Source organism: Spirillospora sp. CA-142024 (assembly GCF_050942325.1).
In the GTDB taxonomy this organism is placed as follows: domain Bacteria; phylum Actinomycetota; class Actinomycetes; order Streptosporangiales; family Streptosporangiaceae; genus Spirillospora.
The window spans coordinates 6,810,809-6,832,187 of sequence record NZ_CP192077.1; the positions used below are offsets into that span (position 1 = coordinate 6,810,809).

18 protein-coding genes and 2 tRNA genes are annotated in these 21,379 nt (G+C 71.9%); 3 read left to right on the forward strand and 17 right to left on the reverse strand.

Going from position 1 to position 21,379, the window contains the following annotated elements; all coding sequences use genetic code 11:
- Positions 1-26 precede the first annotated feature (26 nt).
- Positions 27-1,127: a Vms1/Ankzf1 family peptidyl-tRNA hydrolase gene (locus tag ACQPZP_RS32225; RefSeq protein ID WP_433473472.1), complete on the forward strand. Its 1,101-nt coding sequence runs from the start codon at positions 27-29 to the stop codon at positions 1,125-1,127.
- A 3-nt stretch (positions 1,128-1,130) separates the two neighbouring features.
- On the opposite strand, the gene ACQPZP_RS32230 is transcribed toward ACQPZP_RS32225, so the two are convergent.
- A complete protein-coding gene (locus tag ACQPZP_RS32230) occupies positions 1,131-1,814 on the reverse strand; it encodes a type 1 glutamine amidotransferase domain-containing protein (RefSeq protein WP_433473473.1) in 684 nt (227 codons plus the stop codon).
- An 86-nt stretch (positions 1,815-1,900) separates the two neighbouring features.
- On the opposite strand from ACQPZP_RS32230, the gene ACQPZP_RS32235 reads away from it, so the two are divergent.
- A complete protein-coding gene (locus ACQPZP_RS32235) occupies positions 1,901-2,818 on the forward strand; it encodes a LysR family transcriptional regulator (protein ID WP_433473474.1) in 918 nt (305 codons plus the stop codon).
- Between the two features lie 134 nt (positions 2,819-2,952).
- On the opposite strand, the gene ACQPZP_RS32240 is transcribed toward ACQPZP_RS32235, so the two are convergent.
- The 7 genes from ACQPZP_RS32240 to ACQPZP_RS32270 all read right to left on the reverse strand — a co-directional run bounded on the left by ACQPZP_RS32240 (position 2,953) and on the right by ACQPZP_RS32270 (position 7,164).
- Positions 2,953-3,025, reverse strand: a tRNA-Ala gene (locus ACQPZP_RS32240).
- Between the two features lie 84 nt (positions 3,026-3,109).
- Positions 3,110-3,511: a hypothetical protein gene (locus ACQPZP_RS32245; protein WP_433473475.1), complete on the reverse strand. Its 402-nt coding sequence runs from the start codon at positions 3,509-3,511 to the stop codon at positions 3,110-3,112.
- 317 nt (positions 3,512-3,828) lie between these two features.
- Positions 3,829-3,901 (reverse strand) — tRNA-Ala (locus ACQPZP_RS32250).
- 78 nt (positions 3,902-3,979) lie between these two features.
- Complete coding sequence (locus ACQPZP_RS32255) at positions 3,980-4,642, reverse strand: histidine phosphatase family protein (RefSeq protein ID WP_433473476.1); 663 nt, start codon at positions 4,640-4,642, stop codon at positions 3,980-3,982.
- Complete coding sequence (gene rsfS, locus ACQPZP_RS32260; RefSeq protein WP_433463134.1) at positions 4,635-5,048, reverse strand: ribosome silencing factor; 414 nt, start codon at positions 5,046-5,048, stop codon at positions 4,635-4,637. Before rsfS ends, ACQPZP_RS32255 begins: the two co-directional genes overlap by 8 nt.
- A gap of 179 nt (positions 5,049-5,227) precedes the next feature.
- A complete protein-coding gene (gene nadD / locus ACQPZP_RS32265) occupies positions 5,228-5,824 on the reverse strand; it encodes a nicotinate-nucleotide adenylyltransferase (protein ID WP_433473477.1) in 597 nt (198 codons plus the stop codon).
- Positions 5,825-5,877: 53 nt separating this feature from the next.
- On the reverse strand, positions 5,878-7,164 hold the full coding sequence (locus ACQPZP_RS32270) for a phenylacetate--CoA ligase family protein (protein ID WP_433473478.1): 1,287 nt from the start codon (positions 7,162-7,164) through the stop codon (positions 5,878-5,880).
- 90 nt (positions 7,165-7,254) lie between these two features.
- Here ACQPZP_RS32270 and ACQPZP_RS32275 point away from each other — a divergent pair, with 90 nt between their 5' ends.
- On the forward strand, positions 7,255-8,289 hold the full coding sequence (locus ACQPZP_RS32275; protein ID WP_433473479.1) for a M48 family metallopeptidase: 1,035 nt from the start codon (positions 7,255-7,257) through the stop codon (positions 8,287-8,289).
- Positions 8,290-8,340: 51 nt separating this feature from the next.
- On the opposite strand, the gene ACQPZP_RS32280 is transcribed toward ACQPZP_RS32275, so the two are convergent.
- The 9 genes from ACQPZP_RS32280 to ACQPZP_RS32320 all read right to left on the reverse strand — a co-directional run bounded on the left by ACQPZP_RS32280 (position 8,341) and on the right by ACQPZP_RS32320 (position 21,290).
- Positions 8,341-10,095 carry a TIGR03767 family metallophosphoesterase gene (locus ACQPZP_RS32280; protein ID WP_433473480.1) on the reverse strand — a complete coding sequence of 585 codons (1,755 nt, stop codon included), beginning with the start codon at positions 10,093-10,095 and terminating at the stop codon, positions 8,341-8,343.
- An 80-nt stretch (positions 10,096-10,175) separates the two neighbouring features.
- A complete protein-coding gene (locus ACQPZP_RS32285) occupies positions 10,176-11,450 on the reverse strand; it encodes a glutamate-5-semialdehyde dehydrogenase (RefSeq protein ID WP_433479710.1) in 1,275 nt (424 codons plus the stop codon).
- A 53-nt stretch (positions 11,451-11,503) separates the two neighbouring features.
- Complete coding sequence (gene proB / locus ACQPZP_RS32290; protein ID WP_433473481.1) at positions 11,504-12,628, reverse strand: glutamate 5-kinase; 1,125 nt, start codon at positions 12,626-12,628, stop codon at positions 11,504-11,506.
- Entirely contained in the window at positions 12,625-14,022 is a 1,398-nt protein-coding gene (gene obgE / locus ACQPZP_RS32295; RefSeq protein WP_433473482.1) for a GTPase ObgE, read from the reverse strand. Before obgE ends, proB begins: the two co-directional genes overlap by 4 nt.
- A gap of 82 nt (positions 14,023-14,104) precedes the next feature.
- Positions 14,105-14,362 (reverse strand): 50S ribosomal protein L27, encoded by a 258-nt coding sequence (gene rpmA, locus ACQPZP_RS32300; protein ID WP_433473483.1) that lies wholly within the window; start codon positions 14,360-14,362, stop codon positions 14,105-14,107.
- Positions 14,363-14,376: 14 nt separating this feature from the next.
- Positions 14,377-14,691, reverse strand: a complete 315-nt coding sequence (gene rplU, locus ACQPZP_RS32305; protein WP_433463143.1) for a 50S ribosomal protein L21 — start codon at positions 14,689-14,691, stop codon at positions 14,377-14,379.
- A 290-nt stretch (positions 14,692-14,981) separates the two neighbouring features.
- Positions 14,982-18,152: an Rne/Rng family ribonuclease gene (locus tag ACQPZP_RS32310; RefSeq protein ID WP_433473484.1), complete on the reverse strand. Its 3,171-nt coding sequence runs from the start codon at positions 18,150-18,152 to the stop codon at positions 14,982-14,984.
- 206 nt (positions 18,153-18,358) lie between these two features.
- Positions 18,359-19,216, reverse strand: coding sequence for a TIGR03936 family radical SAM-associated protein (locus ACQPZP_RS32315; protein WP_433473485.1), 858 nt, complete (start codon positions 19,214-19,216; stop codon positions 18,359-18,361).
- Positions 19,217-19,367: 151 nt separating this feature from the next.
- The gene (locus ACQPZP_RS32320) at positions 19,368-21,290 is read right to left on the reverse strand and encodes a TIGR03960 family B12-binding radical SAM protein (RefSeq protein WP_433473486.1); all 1,923 of its coding nucleotides are present in this window, start codon (positions 21,288-21,290) and stop codon (positions 19,368-19,370) included.
- Positions 21,291-21,379 lie beyond the last annotated feature (89 nt).

Sequence of the window (21,379 nt, forward strand, 5' to 3'; positions counted from 1 at the left end):
CCAGCTGTCGGGGGTAGGGCCAACCTATGGATCTCGCATTCCTCAAGACGCTGTACCACCGTCCGGGCCCCTACGCGTCGGTGTACGCGGACCTCACCCGGACCACCGAGGACGCGTCCAAGGCCGCGGAACTGCGGTGGCGGGCGCTGCGCGCGGACCTGGAGGCCCAGAGGGCCCCGAAGGGGACGCTCCGCGCGGTCGAGCAGACCATCGAGGACGAGCTGGAGCTGCGCCGCTCCGAAGGCATCGTGATCTTCGCGGCGGACGGCGAGGTGATCCACAGTGAGCGCCTGCCGGGCCCGCCCCGCACCCCGCGCGCGACCCTCGCACCACTCCCGGACGTCCTCCCGTACCTGGTCGAACGAGGTGAGAAGTTCCCGCACCTGCTGGCCGTCGTGGACCGCCGGGGCGGCGCCATCGACTTCGTCACGGCCGACGGACGGCACGAGCACATCGACGTCGAGGGCGACGAGGACTACCCCATCCGCAAGGTCAAGGCGGGCGACTGGAACCAGTCCCGCTTCCAGCGGTCGTCGGAGAACGTCTGGAAGATCAACGCCAAGAAGGTCGCCCACGAGATCGACCGGGCCGCGGAGCGCTGCGGCGCCGAGGCCGTCGTGATCGCCGGCGACACCCGCGCCCGGACCGCCGTCCTCGAAGAGGTCTCGGAGCACGTCCTTGAGCGCACCGCCGAGGCCGACAAGAACACCACCGTCGACGACCCCGATCTCGACGCCGAACTGCGCCGCCTCCTGAAACTGAAGACGGCCCAGCACGTGCTGACGGTGGCGGAACGCTTCGACCGCGAGCTCGCCCACGGCCAGCGCGCCGTCTCCGGCCTGTCCGCGACCACGGAGGCCGTCCGCCAGGCCCAGGTGGAGACACTCCTGCTGGCCGACGAGCCCGACTCGGACGCCCGCCTGTGGATCGGCCCCGATCCCGCTCAGGTCGCCACCACGGCCGACGAACTCCGCGACATGTTCGGCGTGTCCGACCCCCGCGAGGCCCGGGCCGACGCCGCCCTGGTCAGGGCGGCCGCCGCGACCGACGGCGAACTGGTCGTCCTCCCGCCCGACGGTCCGACCCCACCCCTCCGGATAGGCGCCGTCCTCCGCTACACCGCGTAGGGGTCAGCCCAGCCGCTTGAGCAGTTCGGCGGCGAGCGGACCGGACGACATCGGGTTCTGGCCGGTGAGAAGATCGCCGTCGATGACCACGTGCGGTGTCCACGCGTCCGCGACCCGCACGTCCGCTCCGACGGCCCTCAGCCGGTCCTCCAGGAGCCAGATCGCCTTGCCGGCCAGACCGCCCTGCCGTTCCTCCTCGTTGGAGAAGGCCGTGATCTTCCGGCCGGCGAAGGCCGAGGTGCCGTCGGCGCGGTCGGCCGCCAGCAGCGCGGCCGGCCCGTGGCACACCACGCCGAGGGGCTTCCCGGAGTCCAAGGCCTCGACCAGCAGCCGCCCGGAGGTGGTGTCGACCGCCAGGTCCTCCATCGGACCGTGGCCGCCGGGGTAGAACACCGCCCGGTAGTCGGCCAGATCGACCTCCGCCAGCTTCAGCGGCGACGCCAGACCGGCGATCTCGGCCAGCTCGGCGGTGACATCGCGGCCGCCGTTGGCCTCCGGCGCAAGACTGCCCGCGTCGGCGACCGGGACCGCCCCGCCCGGCGTGGCGAACACGACCTCATGGCCCGCCTCCGTGAACGCCTTGTACGGAGTGAGGAGTTCCTCGGCCCAGTAGCCGGTCGGATGCCGGGTGCCGTCATTGAGCGTCCAATAGGTCGCACCTGTCACCACGAAAAGAATCTTGGACATCAAGGGTCTCCTTGGAGTTCGCTGGTCCGAGCCGCCACGACCCTAGCTAAGACCCTTACCCGCAGCCACAAAATAGACTCTTCTATGTGAGCGATAGAAATTCCAATGGCCCGCTGGACCTGACACAGCTACGGACCTTCCTGGCCGCCTATCGCGCCGGTTCCCTGACGGCGGCCGCCCGGATCGTCGGCCTCTCCCAGCCGACGGTGACGACGCAGCTGCGCGCCCTGGAAGAGCACTTGGGCCGCCAGTTGTTCGAGCGCCTGCCCCGCGGTGTGACACCCACCCCGGCCGCCGACGACCTCGCCGCCCGGCTCGCCGCACCCATGGACGCCCTGCAGGCGATCGCCGGCGGCGGCCTCCAGGAGGCGGTGCCCGAGCCTCCGGTGCTCCTCGCCGGACCCGCGGAGTTCCTCGCCGCCGCCGTCGTCCCCACCCTCGGCCCGCTCATGGAGAAGGGCGTCCGGCTCCGCATCACCACCGGGCTGTCGGAGGATCTCCTCGCGGGCCTCCGCGCCGGCCGCTACGACCTCGTCGTCTCGACGATCCGCCCGCGCGGCCGCGCCCTGGCCTCCGAACCTCTCACCGATGAGGACTTCGTGCTCGTCGCCGCCCCCGGCTGGACCGACCGCATCGACCGCGACCTCCTCGCCCGCGACGGCCCCGCCGCCCTCGCCGGCGCCCCGCTCATCTCCTACGCCGACGACCTGCCCATTCTCCGCCGCTACTGGCGACACGTCTTCGGCACCCGCCTGGTCGCCGAACCCGCGCTGGTCATCCCCGATCTCCGAGCCGTCAAGGCCGCCGCCGTCGCGGGTCTCGGCGTGACCGTCCTCCCCCGCTACCTGTGCGGCCCCGAACTCGCCAACGGTTCGCTAAGGCTGCTCCTCGACCCCGAGGACGCCCCCATCAACACCGGCTTCCTGGCCCAACGCAGTGGAGCCCACCCGCTTCCTCACGTCGACCTCGTCCGCGACCACCTGCTCAGGGTGACCCGCGGATGACCCGGAACAGCACGAGCCGATCGTTCGCCTACGCGCGAAGAAAAAGCTTAGAAAGCACAAGATCCCGTCCGATCGGGACGGGATCTGACGGGATCTCACCAACTGCTCTCAGCCGTCTCAAGAACGGCCATGGGTGGAGCTATGGGGATTCGAACCCCAGACCTCCTCCATGCCATGGAGGCGCGCTACCAACTGCGCCATAGCCCCTCGGTGGGAAAAGCTTAGTGCACGTTGGGAGCGGTTGGGACGCGCGGGCCGCGGAGGTCCTGCCTCCGCGGCCTCGCGGGCCGGTCAGCGGGCGCCGGACTTGTAGGTGTAGTAGCCCTCGTTGAAGGTCGGGACCTTGATGGTGAGGCTTTTGGGCCACTCGACGGGGATGCCGAGGAGTTCGTTCTCCTCGACGGTCCTGCCCGTGTCGTCGGTGTGCAGACTGTCGATCTTGTCGGTGTACGGGCTCTCTTCCTTCTTCGCCCGGTTCATGGAGCACAGCGTCCGGCCGAGGTCGGGCTGGTTCGGAAGCAGCTTGAAGTAGGACAGGACGTTGAGCGCCTTGCCGCAGTCGTCGGTCTTGTAGGTCTGCGGCGCGGGCGGCGGCGCGTCCTGCGCGGAGGCGGGAACGGTCATCGCCACGACAGAGGCCGCGGCGACCGCGGCGGGCAGCAGCAACAGCGTTCCGGTGGTCCGGCTTCTCATGGGGTCAGCCCTCATCTCGATCATGTATCGCCACGTCATGCCTGTTCCCGCATGATCGACATGGTGAAGCGCGCCCGGAGAAAAGGAAGCCGCCACCATGGTGAAGCCTTTGCGCGAGCCCCCGCAACGACCCCCGCGGCCCGCAGGTTGCGAAGGGCGGAGCCCGAGCGGGGGGCGAAGGGCGGAGCCCGAGCGGGGGGTGCGGGGGGCGGAGCCCCCGCCCGGGGGTCCGGGGGTCGCCCCCCGGGCAAACACGACGAAGGAGTGGCGGGAAGAAGCCCCCGAAGGGCTTCGACCACACCACTCCCAACTCCGAGTGGAGCTATGGGGATTCGAACCCCAGACCTCCTCCATGCCATGGAGGCGCGCTACCAACTGCGCCATAGCCCCGCCGCTGCATGGACGTTCATCCCGCAGCGCCTCGCCAGTGTATAGGACTGACGGGGGTGGGCTCGAATCGTTTAGGGGTCAGGAGCCGGTGTCGGGGCGGTCGTCGCTGAGGACGGGTTCGGGGAGGGTGCCGGCGTTGTGTTCGGTGAGGCGCCATCCGCCGTCCCGCATCTCGGTGATGACGGACCAGCAGCAGTTGGAGAGCCCGCCGAGGCGTTCCCAGACCTCTTCGGGGAGGCCGATGAGGTGGGACATGCCGAGGCGGAGTGCGGCGCCGTGGGAGGCCACGACGAGCTGCCCCGTGGGCGGCAGGTCGTCGAGGGCGCGTTCGAGGGCGGCGCCGACGCGCTTGGCCACCTGGGCGCTGGTCTCGCCGCCGGGCGGCTGCCAGGCGGCGTGCTCGGCGGGGTAGCGTTCGCGGATCTCGCGGGCGGTGAGCCCCTCCCAGGCGCCGCCGTCGCGCTCGATCAGGTCCCGGTCGTAGCGGACGGGCAGTCCGGTGATGTCGGCGAGGGCCTGGGCGGTGTCGGCGGCGCGGCGGAGGGGGGAGGCGAGGAGCGCGGTGGGGCGGAGCCCGGCGAGGAGGCGGGCGGCCCGCTGGGCCTGGGCGGCTCCGGTCTCGTCGAGGGGGATGTCGGTCTTGCCCTGGAATCGACGTTCGACGTTCCACGCGGTCTGGCCGTGCCGCCACAAAACGAGCCGGCGTTTGCCCGGTTCGCGGGCCGGGCGGGCGTCAGTCACTCGGGCTCCCGACGGCGCGGGCGCGCTGGGCCTGGTGGGCGGTGACGGCTTCCGGCAGGTCGATGAGGGGGCAGTCTTTCCAGAGCCGTTCGAGGGCGTAGAACATGCGGTCCTCTTCGTGCTGGATGTGCACGATGATGTCCGCGTAGTCCAGCAGGACCCAGCGGCCCTCGCGCTCGCCCTCACGGCGTACCGGCTTGGCTTCGGCCTCTTCGCGCAGGCGCTTCTCGACCTCGTCCACGATGGCGCGGACCTGGCGGTCGTTCGGGGCCGAGCAGAGCAGGAACGCGTCGGTGATGACGAGCTGCTCGCTCACGTCGTAGGCAAGAATGTCGTCGGCCAGCTTGTCGCCCGCCGCCTCGGCGGCGATCCGGACGAGCTGCGCCGCCCTCTCGGATGCGGTCACGGTGCGCTCGCGATCCTCCCTGTAGGTGTCGTCTCCGCCTACACCTTCTCACGTGCGACGGTCGACCGACCTCTTTGTCGTTGTTCGACCGCAATTGCGGATGCGGCCCCTTCCTCGTCCAGAATATGTGGCCCGGCAGATCGACGCTCAGCCACCGGCCAGGGGACGCCCTCAGGGGATTACGCGCTCCGGTAGAGGTCGCGTTTGTTGATGTACTGGACGATCCCGTCCGGGACGAGGTACCAGATGGGTTCACCGGAGTGGACGCGTTCGCGGCATTCGGTGGAGGAGATCGACAGGGCGGGGACCTCCATGAGGGAGACCCGCCCGTTGGGCAGACCGGGGTCGGCGAGCCGGTGGCCGGGGCGCGTGACGCCCACGAAGTGGGCCAGTTCGAACAGCTCGTCGGTGTCGTGCCAGGTCAGCATCTTCTCCAGCGCGTCGGCGCCGGTGATGAAGAACAGGTCCGCGTCCGGCCCCCGGAGTTCGCGCATGTCGCGGAGGGTGTCCACGGTGTAGGTGGGGCCGGGGCGGTCGATGTCGATGCGGCTGACGGAGAAGCGCGGGTTGGACGCGGTGGCGATCACGGCCATGAGGTAGCGGTCCTCGGCGGCGGCGACCTTGCGTCCCTCCTTGTGGGACGAGAGGCCGGTGGGCACGAACACGACCTCGTCGAGGGAGTAGAAGTGCGCGACCTCGCTGGCGGCCACGAGGTGCCCGTGGTGGATCGGGTCGAACGTGCCGCCCATGATCCCCAGGCGCCGCTTTTGCGTCATGGCGACGAGAATAGCCAGCCCGGTCTGCGCCCCGAACGTCCGGGGCCGCGGGCTCAGGCCAGCCCTGGCAGAGGCGGGCCGCCGTCCGCCCAGGTCACGACGCGGACGGCCTTGCCGACCTCGACCCTCGGGACGGTGCCCTCAGGGAGGACGAACACCTCGGCGGTGAGGCCGAGCGACTCGTGCAGGGCGTGGACGAGCGCGTCCTTCGGGTCGCCCGACAGGGCCTCGCAGGCGACGAGGAGCCGGACGGCGGGACTGCGGCGGTCCACCACGAGCTGGTAGTGCGGCCGGACGAGCCCGGACCCGAGCAGCACGCGTTCGACCTCGCTCGGGTACACGTTGACGCCCCGAATGACGATCATGTCGTCGGCGCGTCCGAGGACCTTGCTCATCCGGGCCAGCGTCCGCCCGCAGGCGCACTCACCGCGGGTCAGGGAGGCGATGTCCCCCGTCCGGTAGCGCAGCAGCGGCAGCGCCTGCTTGGTCGGGGTGGTGAACACCAGCTCGCCGGGCGTCCCGTCCTCGACGGGCTCGCCGGTGGACGGGTCGACGGTCTCGACGATGAAGTGGTCCTCGTTGACGTGCAGGCCGTCCTGCTCCAGGCATTCGGTGGCCACACCCGGCCCGATGACCTCCGACAGCCCGTAGATGTCCATCGCCTTGATCGGCAGGACGTTCTCGATGGCCGCCCGCAGTTCCTCCGACCACGGTTCGGCACCGAAGAGCCCCGCCTTGAGCGAGTGCACCTCGATCCCCGCCTCGGCGACCGCCTCACCGAGCCGCAGCGCGTACGCGGGGGTGCAGGTCAGGATGTCGGGGCGCAGGTCGGCGAGCATCCGCACCTGCCGGTCGGTCATGCCGCCCGACATCGGGACCACGGTCGCGCCGAGCGCCACGGCGCCCTGATGGACGCCGATCCCGCCGGTGAAGAGCCCGTACCCGTAGGCGTTGTGGACGATGCTCCCCGGCGACGCCCCGGCGCACGACAGCGAACGCGCGCACATCGCCGCCCACAGGTCGAGGTCCGCCTTGGTGTAGGCGACGAGGGTCGGACGCCCCCGCGTCCCGCTCGACCCGTGCACCGCCGCGACCTGGTCGCGCGGGACGGCGAGCATCCCGAACGGGTAGTTGTCCCAGAGGTCCTGCTTGGTGGTGAAGGGGAGCTTGCGCAACCCGGCGAGCGTCACGTCCGAGCCGCCGCCGACACCGGCGTCCTTGAGCCGCCGTCCCTGCACTCCGTTCGCGGCCAGCAGCCGGTCCACCAGCCCCCACAGCCGGTGCCGCTGCAGCGCGGCGCGCTCGTCAAGGGACATCGCCTCGGCTTTAGGGTCGAACATGGTCGCCTCCAGGACGGGGCCGGAGCCGGACGGGCTTCCGCGGCGGGGAACCCTGCGGCACGGTGGTTCGTCGGAACTACCATGCCAGACATGACGGAGAACACACCGGATCGAGCACGTACGCGGTTCCCGGGCATCAGTTCCCGGGCCTACGAACACCCGGCGGACCGTTCGGCGCTCGTCGCGCTGCGCTCGCTGTCCGGGTTCGACGTCGTGCTGCGCAAGCTGTCGGGGCTGGTCAACGAGCGTTCACTGCGGCTGATGTTCCTCGGCGGGACGGTGCGCGTCGGCGAGGACCAGTTCCGCCACATCAACGACATGGTCCGCGACGCGTGCTACGTCCTGGACATGCCGGAGGTGCCGGAGCTGTACGTCCGGCAGGACCCGACGCCGAATGCGATGGCGCTCGGGTCCGACCACCCGTTCATCGTGGTGAACACCGGCCTGATCGACCTGCTGGACGAGGAGGAGCTGCGGTTCGTCGTCGGGCACGAGGTCGGGCACATCCTGTCCGGGCACGCGGTGTACCAGACGATGATGCAGATCCTGCTGCAGCTCGGGTCGCGGCTCGCGTGGCTGCCGCTCGGCAATGTCGGCATCGCGGCGATCATCATCGGGCTGCGCGAGTGGTTCCGGAAGGCGGAGCTGTCGTCGGACCGGGCGGGCCTGCTCGTCGGGCAGGACCTCGACGCGGCCAAGCGGGTGAACATGAAGCTCGCCGGCGGGACGCGGCTGGGCGAGATGAGCAGCGAGGCGTTCCTGCAGCAGGCGCGCGAGTACGACGCGGCCGGCGACGTGCGGGACGGGATCCTGAAGTTCCTGAACCTGCTCGGGCAGTCGCATCCGTTCGCGGTGATCCGGTTCGCCGAGATCGACCAGTGGGCGCGCAGCGGCGAGTACGAGCGGATCCTCGCCGGGGACTACCCGCGCCGCGACGAGGACGAGGACGCGTCGGTCCGGGACGGGATCAAGGACGCGGCCAAGTCGTACCGGGAGTCGTGGGAGCGGACGGCCGACCCGTTCGTGGGCAAGGTCCGCGACATGGCGGACGCGGCGGCCGGTGCGGCCGGCGGGCTGTTCGACCGGTTCACCCGGAGGGACAACGGGCCGACCGACAGCAACTGACGCCAGAAGGCCAGGGCCGCCGCGACACGGACGCGGCGGCCCTCTGACGTCCTAGAAGGGGGCCGGGACGAGGAGTTCGACGTTGCGGTCGGTGACCTCGCCGCGGCGGTGCTCCTCGCGGTCCTGCCAGTCGTTGCCCGCCAGCTCACGGGAGAGCGACGCGAGCCGGACGGGGTCGGTGAGACGGCCGCCGTAGGACGCGGGCCCGGCGGAGTCCAGGATCGTCGCGAAGACCGACAGGGTGCCGTCGCCGTTGTCGGCCAGTTCGACGATGCGGCTCTGCTGCGGGAAGTCGATGTGCGCGGCCGTGTTGACCTCCCAGAAGCCCCCGCCGGACTTGCGCGCGTGCGGGATGACCTGGTTGCGGTGTGTGTGGCCGTTCACCCACAGGACGACGTTCGGGTAGCGCAGCAGGAGTGCCTCGACCTCGTCCCCGAGGACGCGGTCCGCGCCGAGCGGGTTCCCCAGCGAGCCGATCGGATGATGGCTGAACAGCACGAAAAGGCGGTCTTCGACCGTGTGCTTGACGACCGAGCCGTCCGGCGCGAGGTAGCGGCTGCTGCCCGCCTTCAGCTGCGATTCCAGCCAGGCGAACTGTTTCCTGTCGAGCGATCCCTCGGAGTAGCCGTTCGGGTTGACGGTGTCGAGGACGAGGCCGCGTACGAAACCCTTGTCGAAGGCGTAGTAGGCCGTCCCGTCGCGGAGGTTGGCGAGGGTGAAGCCGTGACCGCGCAGGGACGCGGTTGTCTTGAAGTGCTCTGCGACGACCTCGGCGCGGGACAGCATCCTGCGGTTCGGGTCGGGCGTCACGGGACGGAACAGGCCACCTGCGCCGCCCTGCTCGCGGCTGAGCCGGACGAGTTCGGCGGCGTCTCCGTTGCGGAGCATGCGGGCGAGGCGTTCGGCCTGGCCGTCGTCCGCCGGGGCGCCGATCTTGATGCCGCCGGCGGCGAGGCCGGAGACGAGCGGGTTGACCGGCAGGTTGCCCTGGACGAGCCCGTCGTGGTTGCCGAACGCGGCGAGCCACGGCGCGTCGAGTCCGGTCGCCTGGAACGGCCGGCGCGCCGCGTCGATCAGGCCCTTCACCCGCGGGAACCCGTACGTGCTGGTCGGGATGTCGGTCTTGGCACCGGGCGCCGGGCCCTCGGGATGCCAGAACGAACGGTCGTAGGACGCCCAGTCCATGACGCCCTCGTACCGGTTCGGGTCGCCGGAGTCGGGGCGGATGCGCCCGCCGTCCAGCAGGTCGATGATCCAGCGGATCTCGTTGTACTGGACGTTGTCGGCCGCGTCGCCGGTGTTGATGGTGAACGCGAGGCCGAGCCCGGTCGCCGGGCCGCGCCCGACCTTGTTCATGGCCTGGACCATCGCCTCGGCGACCTGTGTGGAGAGGATCTCCTGCGGCCGGTAGGCGCCCTCGACGGGCAGGACGTTCAGGGCGTCCTTGAACCGGTCGAGAAACTCCACCCGCCCGGGGGACTGCGCGTCGATGACGTGCACGTCGGTGAGGTGCCCGAACGCGAGGACGCCGCGGCGGGTGGCGGCGCGCCGGGCAGACGCGGTGCCGCCGAGGTCGCGGCGCAGGACGTGCGGCTCCCCCGGCCCAGTGACGACCGGACGGTACCCGCCGGCGCCCGCGGCGCCGAGGACGTACGTCCGGTCGAGGGTCGTGCCTGCGACCGGACCGCGCAGCGCGGGCGCCGCGGCGGCGGGACGCGTGGGGAAAGCGGCCAGTCCGGTGGTGGCGATTCCGGCGCCGAGGGCGGCGGTCCGCAGGACGCCGCGGCGGCTGTACTCACGAGTCACAATCGTGAATCAGACCACACGGGCAACGTGACATCAATGGTAAAAACGTCACAAGGTGGACGGTGGCCGCCCGTGGCCGTCTAGCCGCGCAGGTGGCCCTCCCCCGTCACCACGTACTTGGTGGACGTCAGCTCCGGCAGCCCCATCGGGCCGCGGGCGTGCAGCTTCTGCGTCGAGATGCCGATCTCCGCGCCGAAACCGAACTCCTCGCCGTCGGTGAAGCGCGTCGAGGCGTTCACCATCACGGCCGCCGAGTCGACGAGGGAGACGAACCGCTTCGCGGCGGGCTGGGAGGTCGTCACGATCGCCTCGGTGTGCCCGGACCCGTATTGGCGGATGTGCGCGACGGCGTCCTCCAGGGAGTCGACCACGCGGGCGGCGATGTCGAGCGACAGGTACTCGGCGTACCAGTCGTCCTCGGTCGCCTCCACGACGTCGGACCCGTACGACCGGATCCGGTCGTCGCCGTGGACCGTCACCCCGGCGTCCTTGAGCGCCGCAAGCGCGCGCGGGACGAACGTCTCCGCGATGTCGGCGTGCACAAGGAAGGTCTCCGCCGCGTTGCAGACCGAGGGACGCTGCGTCTTGGCGTTCAGCAGGACGTCCACGGCCATGTCCACGTCGGCGGCGGCGTCCACGTACACCGCGCAGTTCCCGACGCCCGTCTCGATCACGGGGACCGTCGACTCCTCCACCACCGAGTTGATCAGCGAGGCGCCGCCGCGCGGGATCAGCACGTCCACCAGTCCGCGCGCCCGCATCAGGTGCTTCACCGACTCGCGGGACGTCCCCGGGACGAGCTGCACCGCGTCCGCCGGGACCTCGGTGCCGGCCAGCGCGCCCTGCATCACCTCGACCAGCGCCGTGTTCGAGTCGTGCGCGGACGACGAGCCGCGCAGCATCGCGACGTTCCCGCTCTTCAGGCACAGCGCGGCGGCGTCCACGGTCACGTTCGGGCGGCCCTCGTAGATGATCCCGACGACCCCGAGCGGCACCCGCACCTGCCGCAGGTCCAGCCCGTTCGGCAGCACGTTCCCGCGCACCGTCTCCCCCACCGGGTCCGGCAGCGCGGCGACCTTCCGGACGGCGTCGGCGATCACCGCGATCCGCTGCTCCGACAGGCTCAACCGGTCGATCATGTACTCGGAGGTGCCGCCCTGGCGGGCCCGCACGACGTCGACCTCGTTCGCCTTGACGATCTCCGGCGCGGCCGCGACCAGCGCGTCCGCGATCCGGTGCAGCGCCGCGTCCTTCGCCGCGCGCGGCAGCGGAGCCAGCCCGGCCGCGGCCTGCCGGGCGCGCCGCGCCACCCGCAGGAACTCTGTGTCCTCCGCGCCTGCGAGCTCTCGGCCCATACGCGCCCGGCCTTCGTCCCTCAGTCCGCTCGCGTCCTCGTTCCCGTCGCTCATCACAACGCTCCCTCGTGCAGGACCACCAGGTGGTCGCGGTGGATTATCTCGCGTTCGTACTCGGCGCCCAGCTCGCGGGCCAGCCAGCGGGTCGAGCGTCCCATCAGGTCGGGGATCTCCGACGCGTCGTAGTTCACCAGGCCGCGCGCGACGACGCGGCCGCCGGTGTCGCACAGGTCGACGGGGTCGCCCGCGGCGAAGTCGCCGTCCACGCCCGTCACGCCGGCCGGGAGCAGGGACTTGCGGCGCCGCACCACCGCCTCGACCGCGCCCGCGTCCAGCGTGACGCGGCCCTGGCCGGTCGTGGCGTGCGCGAGCCACAGGTTCCGGGTCGACATGCGGCGGCCCTCGGCCGGGTGGAACAGCGTCCCGACCCGGTCGCCGGCGAGCGCGTGCGCGGCGGACGCGGCGTTCGTCAGCACGACGGGGACGCCCGCGATCCGGGCCGCCTCCACCTTGGTGACCATGCCGCCGGTGCCGACGCGTCCGGACCGGCCGAGCTTGACGTCCTTCAGGTCCTCCGGGCCGTGGACGTCCTCGACCCGGCTGGCGCCGGGCTGGCGGGGGTCGCCCGTGTAGAGGGCGTCCACGTCCGAGAGCAGGATCAGCGCGTCCGCGCGGATCAGGTGCGCGACCAGCGCCGCGAGCCGGTCGTTGTCGCCGAACCGGATCTCGTCGGTCGCGACGGTGTCGTTCTCGTTCACGATCGGCAGGACGCCCATCGCGAGGAGCTGCGCGAGGGTGCGCTGCGCGTTGCGGTGGTGCGAGCGGCGCATCATGTCGTCGGCGGTGAGCAGCACCTGCCCGACCGTCAGCGCGTACCGGGCGAAGGACGAGGTGTAGCGGGCGAACAGCAGGCCCTGGCCGACGCTCGCCGCCGCCTGCTGGGCGGCGAGGTCCTGCGGGCGGCGGGTCAGCCCGAGCGGGCCGAGCCCGGCGGCGATCGCACCGGACGACACGAACACGATCTCGGTGCCGTCGGCGCGGCGGGCGGCGAGGACGTCCACGAGCGCGTCGATACGGTTCGCGTCGATCGTCCCCTGCGGCGTGGTCAGCGACGACGACCCCGCCTTCACCACGATGCGACGAGCCTTCGCGATCGCCTCACGCCCGCCCACGGTCACGACCAGCCGTCCAGGCGGCGATCGGTGCCGCGGGGCCCCATGGCGGCCTCGCCGGCCGGGACCTCCGGCTCCCAGTCGAAGACGATCGAGTCGTCGCTCGTACCGATCAGGACGGTCGCGCCCGCGCTGGCGCCCGCCTTGGCCAGCGCCTCCTCCACCCCGAGCCTGGCGAGCCGGTCGGCGAGGTACCCGACGGCCTCCTCGTTGGCGAAGTCCGTCTGCCGCAGCCACCGGACGGGTTTCGTGCCCGTGATCAGGAAGGTGTTGTCGCCGAGGGTCCTGATCTCGAAGTCGGTGTCGCCGCCGACCGGCTCAGGACGGATGACGATGCGGGTCGGCTCCGCCTGCGGCAGCGACGCGCGGTGCCCGGTGACCATCGCCGCCATCGCGAACGACAGCTCCCGCAGCCCCTCGTGCGTCGCCGCCGACACTTCGAAGACCTTCAGGCCGCGCTCCTCGAACATGGGCCGCACCATATCGGCGAGGTCGCGGCCGTCCGGCACGTCGACCTTGTTCAGCACGACGATGCGGGGACGGTCCGACAGCGGGCGGTCGCCCAGCACCCGGTCGTACGCCTGGAGTTCGCGTTCGATGACCTCGAAGTCGCTCACGGGGTCGCGTCCCGGCTCCATCGTGGCGCAGTCGAGGACGTGCGCGAGGGTGGACGAACGCTCGATGTGGCGGAGGAAGTCCAGGCCGAGACCGCGCCCCTCGCTGGCACCCTCGATCAGGCCCGGCACGTCCGCGACCGTGAACGTCGTGTCGCCCGCGCCGACCACCCCGAGGTTCGGGATCAGCGTCGTGAACGGATAGTCGGCGATCTTCGGCTTGGCGGCGGACAGCGCGGCGATCAGCGACGACTTGCCCGCGCTGGGGAACCCGACGAGCGCGACGTCGGCGACGCTCTTCAGCTCCAGGACGACGTCCCGCTCGTCCCCCGGCTCGCCGAGCAGCGCGAACCCGGGCGCCTTGCGCTTGGCGGACGCCAGCGCGGCGTTCCCGAGCCCGCCCTGGCCGCCCTTCGCGACCACGTACCGGGTGCCCTCGCCGACCAGGTCGGCGAGCACGGTGTCGCCGGACTTCACAACGGTGCCGTCCGGGACGGGCAGGATCACGTCCCCGCCGTCCGCGCCCGTCCGGAGGCTGCCCTGCCCGGGCCTGCCGTTCCCGGCCCTGCGGTGCGGACGCCGGTGGTATTCGAGGAGGCTCGCGGCGTTCGAGTCGACGACCAGGACGACGTCGCCGCCTCGCCCGCCGTTCGCGCCGTCCGGGCCGCCGAGCGGCTTGAACTTCTCCCGGTGGATCGAGGCGCAGCCGTTCCCGCCGTTGCCCGCGGCGACGTGCAGCACCACCCGGTCGACGAACTGCGCGCCCGATCCCGCTCCAGCGGCCACGGTGAACTCTCCTCAGTGAAAACGGCGAAGGGACGGACCGACGAACGGTCCGCCCCTTCGAAAAGTCTCTTCCCTCGGCGGACTATTCCGCCGGCGGGACGATGCTCACCGCGTTGCGGCCGCGGTACCGGCGGAACTGCACCGCGCCCGCGAGCAGCGCGAACAGCGTGTCGTCGCCACCGCGCCCGACGCCCGGGCCGGGGTGGAAGTGGGTGCCGCGCTGCCGGACGATGATCTCGCCCGCGTTGACGACCTGGCCGCCGAACCGCTTCACGCCGAGGCGCTTGGCGTTGGAGTCGCGACCGTTACGGCTGGACGATGCGCCCTTCTTGTGTGCCATGTGACCGCTCTCCCTTACTTCCCGGCCTTGATACCGGTGATCTTGACCTCGGTGTAGGGCTGACGGTGACCCATCCGCCGCTTGTACCCGGTCTTGTTCCGGTAGTGCATGATGTTGATCTTCGGGCCCTTGACCGCGCCGAGGATCTCGGCGGTCACCTCGTAGCGGGCGAGGTCGGCCGTCTTGCTGACGACGTCGTCGCCGTCCACGACCAGCAGGGCCTGAAGCTTCACGGTCGAACCGACCTCGCCGGCCAGCTTGTCGACGGTCAGCACGTCGTCGACGGCGACCTTCTCCTGCCTGCCGCCTGCGCGGACAATCGCGTACACCGCGGAAACCCTTCGTCTGCGCGCGCTTCCGGACTGAACCGGTCCCGCGCGTGGCTTACCAGCCCCCGGATGGGGGCCTACCCCCGGCACCGGGCCGAGGGCGGCACACCAGAGGAGACCTCCGGCGCTCTCTGCTTGGCCTCACCGGATCGGCGAGGTGAGCACCGAACGAGCCCCGGACGGGGTTCGCGGTGCGGGTTCGGGCGACGCGCACACGACGCGCCGAAGTACAAGGGTACCGGATGCCCTGACCGGAACGCGAACGCGTCCGGTCAGGGCATCGGCCTTCGTCAGTCCGAGGATTCCGCGGTCTCGGCGGCCTGGGCGGTCGCGCGGGGGCGGCGGGCGCGGCGGCGTCCGGACGGCTGCTCCCCGGCTTCGGCAGGGGCCTCGGCGGGCGCGGAGCCGTTGGGCTCGGCGGCCGACACGTCGGCGGTCACCCCGGTGCCGTTCAGGCCCGGCCCGCTCGGGTCGGTCCCGCTCGGGTCGGTCCCGCTCGGGTCGGTCCCGCTCGGGTCGGTCCCGCTCGGGTCGGTCCCGCTCGGGTCGGTCCCGTTGGCGGCGACCGCGACGGGCTCGGCCTCGGCGGAGTCGAGGGCGCCCGGGGTGGAGCCGGCGGTCTCCTCGGCGGCGTCGGCGGCCTCCACGGCGGCCTGCGCCGGGGGCTCGTCGATCTCCGGGGGCGGGCCGGCCGGCCGCTTGGCGGGCCTGGACTTCTTCGGCCGGGAGCGGGCCGGTTCCGGCGCGGGCTCTGCCACGGCCTCTGCCGCTGCCTCTTCCGGGGCCTCCTCCACGGGCTCCTTCGGCTTGGTCTCGTGGCGGGCCAGCTTCTCCTCGACCGCCTTCTCGACCTCGCCCTTGCGCTTGCGGCGGCGGCCGCTCTCCTTGCCGGCCGCCTTCTCCGCCTTCGGCTCGACGGGAGTCAGCTGGACGTGGATGCCGCGGCCGTTGCAGCACTCGCAGGTCTCCGAGAACGCCTCCAGGAGCCCCTGGCCGACCCGCTTGCGGGTCATCTGGACCAGGCCGAGCGAGGTGACCTCGGCGACCTGGTGCTTGGTACGGTCCCGCGACAGGCACTCGACGAGCCGGCGCAGCACCAGGTCCCGGTTGCTCTCCAGCACCATGTCGATGAAGTCGATCACGACGATGCCGCCGATGTCGCGGAGCCGGAGCTGGCGGACGATCTCCTCGGCCGCCTCCAGGTTGTTGCGGGTGACGGTCTCCTCCAGGTTGCCGCCCTGCCCGGTGAACTTGCCGGTGTTGACGTCGATGACCGTCATCGCCTCGGTGCGGTCGATCACCAGCGAGCCGCCGGACGGCAGCCAGACCTTGCGGTCCAGCGCCTTGGCGATCTGCTCGTCGATGCGGAACGCGGTCAGGGCGTCCTCGCCGCCCGTCCAGCGCTCGACGCGGCCGGCGAGGTGCGGGGCGACGTACTCGACGTACTCGGAGACGGTGTCCCAGGCGTCGGCGCCGGACACCACGAGCTTGGTGAAGTCCTCGTTGAAGATGTCGCGGACGACCCGGATCGTCAGATCGGGCTCGCCGTAGAGCAGCGACGGGGCCGAGGCCGTCTTGACCTTCTTCTGGATGTTCTCCCACTGCGCGGCCAGGCGCGACACGTCCCGGGAGAGCTCCTCCTCGGTGGCGCCCTCGGCGGCGGTCCGGACGATCACGCCGGCGTTCTCCGGCATGACCTTCTTCAGGATCGACTTGAGGCGGCTGCGCTCCTTGTCGGGGAGCTTGCGGCTGATGCCGGTCATCGAGCCGTCCGGCACGTACACGAGGTAGCGGCCGGGCAGCGAGACCTGGCTGGTCAGCCGGGCGCCCTTGTGGCCGAGCGGGTCCTTGGTGACCTGGACGAGCACCGACTGGCCCGACTTCAGCGCCGACTCGATGCGGCGCGGCTGGCCCTCCAGTCCGGAGGCGTCCCAGTTGACCTCGCCCGCGTACAGGACGGCGTTGCGGCCCTTGCCGATGTCGACGAACGCCGCCTCCATCGACGGCAGGACGTTCTGGACCTTGCCGAGGTAGACGTTGCCCACGTACGACTGGTGGGTGGCGCGGTTGACGTAGTGCTCGACGAGGACGTCGTCCTCCAGGACGGCGATCTGGGTGCGCTCGCCCTCCTGCCGGACCACCATCACCCGCTCGACGGACTCGCGGCGCGCCAGGAACTCCGCCTCGGTGATCACCGGCGGGCGGCGGCGGCCCTGCTCGCGGCCCTCGCGGCGGCGCTGCTTCTTGGCCTCCAACCGGGTCGAGCCCCGCACGGACCGGACCTCGTCCTCGGCGGCGGCGCGCTCCTCCCGTGCGGTGCGCACGTGCACGACGGTGTTCGGCGGGTCGTCGGAGCCGTTGCCGGTCTCGGCGTCGCCCGCCGCCCGGCGCCTGCGGCGGCGACGCCGGCGGCTCGACCCGCCCTCGTCGCCGTCGCCCCCATCGTCGGCGGCCTCCTGCTCGGGCTCCTCGGCCTTGGGCTCCTTGCCCTTGTCCTTCTCCTTGCCCTTGGCGGCGGTCTTGGTGGTCTTCGTGGTCTTGGTGGTCTTGCCGCCCTTGGCCGCCTTGGCGCCCTGCTCGTCCTTGGGCTCCTCGTCGGCGGCCTCTTCGGGCTGCTCCTCGTCCTCGGCGCCCTCCTTGCCGCCCCGGCCCCGGCCGCGGCCGCCGCGGCGGCGGCGCCTGCGGGACGGGCGGTCCTCGGAGTCGTCCTCGTCCGACGGGCCCTCGTCCTGGTCGTCGTCGCCGGTGTCGCGCTCGGCCGGCTCGGGCTTCGGCTCGTCCTTGGGACGGGCGGGCCCCTCCGCCTTCGGCTGCGGCGGCTGGAAGACGACCATCGGCGGCTGGAAGGTCACGCCGGGGACCGCGACGCCGCTCGCGGGCTCGGTCTCCGACACCTGCTCGGGGGCCACCTCCGCGCCGGCGACCGGCACGGCGGGGACCTGCGGCACCGACGGCACGCCGGGCGCGTCCGGCGCCTCGGAGGCCGCGGCCTGGGCGGAACGGCGCCGGGTGCGGGTGCGGGGTGCCGGCGCCTTCTCAGGCTCGGACCCGGCCTCAGGCTCGGACGCGGCCTCGGGGGTCGCCTCCGGGGACGCCTCGGCGCCGGTCATCGGGACGGGCTCGGACGTCTCGGCGGCGGCCTTCGCCGTCCTGGTGCGGGTACGGGTCCTGGTGGCGCGCTTCGGCGGCTCCGGGGCCTCCGCGGGCGGGACGGCCTCCTCCGCGGACGCGGTCTCCGTCTCGGCGGCGGGGGGCGCGGTCTCGGCGGCGGGGGGCGCGGCCGGGGCGTCGTCCACCTCGGGCGGGGGCCCGGCGGGACGGCTCGCGCGGCGCGGCCGTGTCGTCACGCCCGCGTTCTCCGCCGGCGCGTTCTCGGCCGGCGCGGTCTCCGCGGTCCCGTTGTCAACGGTCTGGTCATCAGTGCCTTCGGCCGTGGCCGAATCGGCTTCGTTCTCAAGCATCCGGGCAATCTCCCGTCAGGCTCCCGGGCGCGTCCGCTCGCTCCGCCGATGGGCGGATCGGTGCGGTGCGCCGCACGAGAGCACCTCGTCAGTCGTCGGCGTCGCCACCGCCGGACGGTCGTCCGGCCATGACGACGAAGTCGTCGGGGGCGCGCCCGCCGTACCCTGCGGACCGGTTCCGTGCCACCACGGCTTCGGTCCCACGGTCAGGCGCTGACGGCATCCACGCTCGCGGCGTCCCCGGGCTGCGGCCGCTCCTGGCCGCGGGCCGCGCCGGCGTCGTCGCCGGACGGCAGGCCGATCTCCCGGTCGGGATCCAGGGGATCCGCGAGACCACCGGTGTCCGCGTCGAGGGGCCCCTGCGCCAGCCTGGTCACCAGCGGTGGTGACGGCGGCGCGAGGTCGGCGACCTGGCGCAGTCCGGTGAGGATGTCGTCGGGTCGTACGGCGGGTGTGGAATGCCGAACAACCATTCGAAGTATCGCACAAGGGGCATCCGCCGCCTCCGCGGCGCGCCGGTCCAGCTCACAGGAGGACACGGCAGCGCGCACGTCGAACCGGCGCCGCCCCTTCTTGGTGAGGCGCTCGACCTCGATGCTCCCGGCGTCCATGAAGACGGCCACGGCGGCGGCGGCGTCGCCCTCGGCCACGCCGTCCAGCCTGATCCGCCATTCGGACGCCTGGAGCCGATCGGCGAACGCGCCCGGCCTGACCGGCGCGTCGCCGCGTCCCGTCCCGACCGGCACGACGTCCACGATGTCGAGCCCGGGGGGCAGGGCCGCGTCGAGATCGGACCGCACCCGCGCAGGGTCGCGGGTCTCGGTGAGCCCGATCTCAAGGTACTCGGCCTCACTGGCCACCCCTGTCGCCGCCGCACCCGCGTACGAGATCTTCGGGTGGGGGGTGAATCCGGCGCTGAACGCGACAGGGATCCCGGCGCGCCGCACGGCGCGTTCCACGGCCCGGGAAATGTCGCGGTGGCTCGTGAACCGCAGCCTGCCCCGCTTGGCGTAGCGGACGCGCAGTCGCTGGATCACGGGGGCCGGCGCCGGACCCTCCGGCATGGGTGCCAGGGTTCTGGTCCTTCCTACTCGTGTCGAGTCGAAATCTAAGGTCTCCCTATAGAGTACGGGTCACCGGACACGGTTCCGCCAGGCACCGGTCCCTCAGGCTCGAAACCCCCGCAGCTCAGGGCGTTCACGAGGCCGAATCCGGTTACACCGGGCTCAGCGGCAGCAACTTGCGGCCGGTGGGGCCGATCTGGATCTCGGTGCCCATCGTCGGGCAGACGCCGCAGTCGTAGCAGGGCGTCCAGCGGCAGTCCTCGACCTCGGTCTCGTCGACGGCGTCCTGCCAGTCCTGCCAGAGCCACTCGCGGTCGAGGCCGGCGTCGAGGTGGTCCCAGGGCAGCACCTCGACCTCCTCGCGCTCCCGGACGGTGTACCAGGCGAGGTCGACGGGCTCCTCGGCCAGGGCCTTCTCGGCGGCGGCCGTCCAGCGCTCGTAGGAGAAGTGCTCGCTCCAGCCGTCGAAGCGGCCGCCGTCCTCCCAGACGGCCCGGATGACCCGGCCGACGCGGCGGTCGCCGCGCGACAGCAGGCCCTCGATGATGGACGGCCGGCCGTCGTGGTAGCGCAGGCCGATGGCGCGGCCGTACTCCTTGTCGCCGCGCAGGGCGTCCTTGAGGGCGTGCAGGCGGCGGTCGACGGTCTCGTGGTCGCACTGCGCGGCCCACTGGAACGGGGTGTGCGGCTTCGGCACGAACCCGCCGATGGACACGGTGCAGCGGATGTCCCTGCGGCCGGTGGCGTCGCGTCCGGCCTGGATGACCCGCTTGGCCATGTCGGCGATCGCGAGGACGTCCTCGTCCTCCTCGGTGGGCAGGCCGCACATGAAGTAGAGCTTGACCTGCCGCCAGCCGTTCTCGTAGGCGGTGGTGACGGTGCGGATCAGGTCGTCCTCGGTGACCATCTTGTTGATGACCTTGCGCATCCGCTCGGAGCCGCCCTCGGGGGCGAACGTCAGGCCCGAGCGCCGCCCGCCGCGGGAGAACTCGTTGGCGAGCGTGATGTTGAAGGCGTCCACGCGGGTGGACGGCAGCGACAGCGAGGTGTTGGTGCCCTCGTAGCGGTCGGCGAGGCCCTTGGCGACGTCGCCGATCTCGCTGTGGTCGGCGCTGGACAGGCTGAGCAGCCCGACCTCCTGGAAGCCGGACTCCTTGAGGCCCTGCTCGACCATGTTCCCGATCGTGGTGATCGACCGTTCCCGGACCGGACGGGTGATCATCCCGGCCTGGCAGAACCGGCAGCCGCGCGTGCAGCCGCGGAAGATCTCCACGCTGAACCGCTCGTGCACGGTCTCGGCGAGCGGGACGAGAGGCTTCTTCGGGTACGGCCACTGGTCGAGGTCCATGACGGTGTGCTTCTCGATCCGCCACGGGACGCCCGGGCGGTTCGGCGCGACCCGCTGGATCCGGCCGTCCGGCAGGTAGGTGACGTCGTAGAAGCGCGGCACGTACACGCCGCCGGACGCGGCGAGGCGCAGGAGCAGCCCGTCCCGCCCGCCGGGCTCGCCCTCGGCCTTCCACTCGCGGATCACCTCGGTGATGGCGAGCGCGATCTCCTCGCCGTCGCCGAGCACGGCGGCGTCGATGAAGCCGGCGATCGGCTCCGGGTTGAACGCGGCGTGCCCGCCCGCGATGACGATCGGGTGGTCGCCGGTGCGGTCCGCGGCCTCCAGCGGGATGCCTGCGAGGTCGAGCGCCGTCAGCAGGTTGGTGTAGCCGAGTTCGGTGGAGAAAGACACGCCGAGCACGTCGAACGCGGCGACCGGGCGGTGCGCGTCCACCGTGAACTGCGGGATGCCGTTGCGGCGCATGACGGCCTCCATGTCGGGCCAGACCGAGTAGGTCCGTTCCGCCAGGACGCCGTCGCGCTCGTTAAGGATCTCGTAAAGGATCTGGACGCCCTGGTTCGGCAGCCCCACCTCGTAGGCGTCCGGGTACATCAGCGCCCACCGGACCTCGGCCTCGTCCCAGTCCTTGAGCTGGGAGTTCAGCTCGCCGCCAACGTACTGAATCGGCTTCTGCACGCTCGGGAGCAGCGGCTCCAGGCGCGGGAAGAGCGACTCGACCGGCATGACGGAAACCCTCCGTGCAGGGGACGTGGGATGAACGCCCAGCCTACGCCGTCGCCGCCCCCTAATCGAACCTGCTCTCGGGGGCGACC

Bases quoted from the DNA above. Each gene is read 5' to 3' on its own strand.
- nadD (WP_433473477.1), bottom strand. From the start codon at position 5,824: ATGACGCAAAAGCGGCGCCTGGGGATCATGGGCGGCACGTTCGACCCG.
- ACQPZP_RS32245 (WP_433473475.1), bottom strand. From the start codon at position 3,511: ATGAGAAGCCGGACCACCGGAACGCTGTTGCTGCTGCCCGCCGCGGTC.
- ACQPZP_RS32270 (WP_433473478.1), bottom strand. From the start codon at position 7,164: ATGTTCGACCCTAAAGCCGAGGCGATGTCCCTTGACGAGCGCGCCGCG.
- ACQPZP_RS32310 (WP_433473484.1), bottom strand. From the start codon at position 18,152: ATGCTTGAGAACGAAGCCGATTCGGCCACGGCCGAAGGCACTGATGAC.
- ACQPZP_RS32275 (WP_433473479.1), top strand. From the start codon at position 7,255: ATGACGGAGAACACACCGGATCGAGCACGTACGCGGTTCCCGGGCATC.
- ACQPZP_RS32230 (WP_433473473.1), bottom strand. From the start codon at position 1,814: ATGTCCAAGATTCTTTTCGTGGTGACAGGTGCGACCTATTGGACGCTC.
- ACQPZP_RS32285 (WP_433479710.1), bottom strand. From the start codon at position 11,450: ATGGGCCGAGAGCTCGCAGGCGCGGAGGACACAGAGTTCCTGCGGGTG.
- ACQPZP_RS32225 (WP_433473472.1), top strand. From the start codon at position 27: ATGGATCTCGCATTCCTCAAGACGCTGTACCACCGTCCGGGCCCCTAC.
- rpmA (WP_433473483.1), bottom strand. From the start codon at position 14,362: ATGGCACACAAGAAGGGCGCATCGTCCAGCCGTAACGGTCGCGACTCC.
- ACQPZP_RS32315 (WP_433473485.1), bottom strand. From the start codon at position 19,216: ATGCCGGAGGGTCCGGCGCCGGCCCCCGTGATCCAGCGACTGCGCGTC.
- ACQPZP_RS32320 (WP_433473486.1), bottom strand. From the start codon at position 21,290: ATGCCGGTCGAGTCGCTCTTCCCGCGCCTGGAGCCGCTGCTCCCGAGC.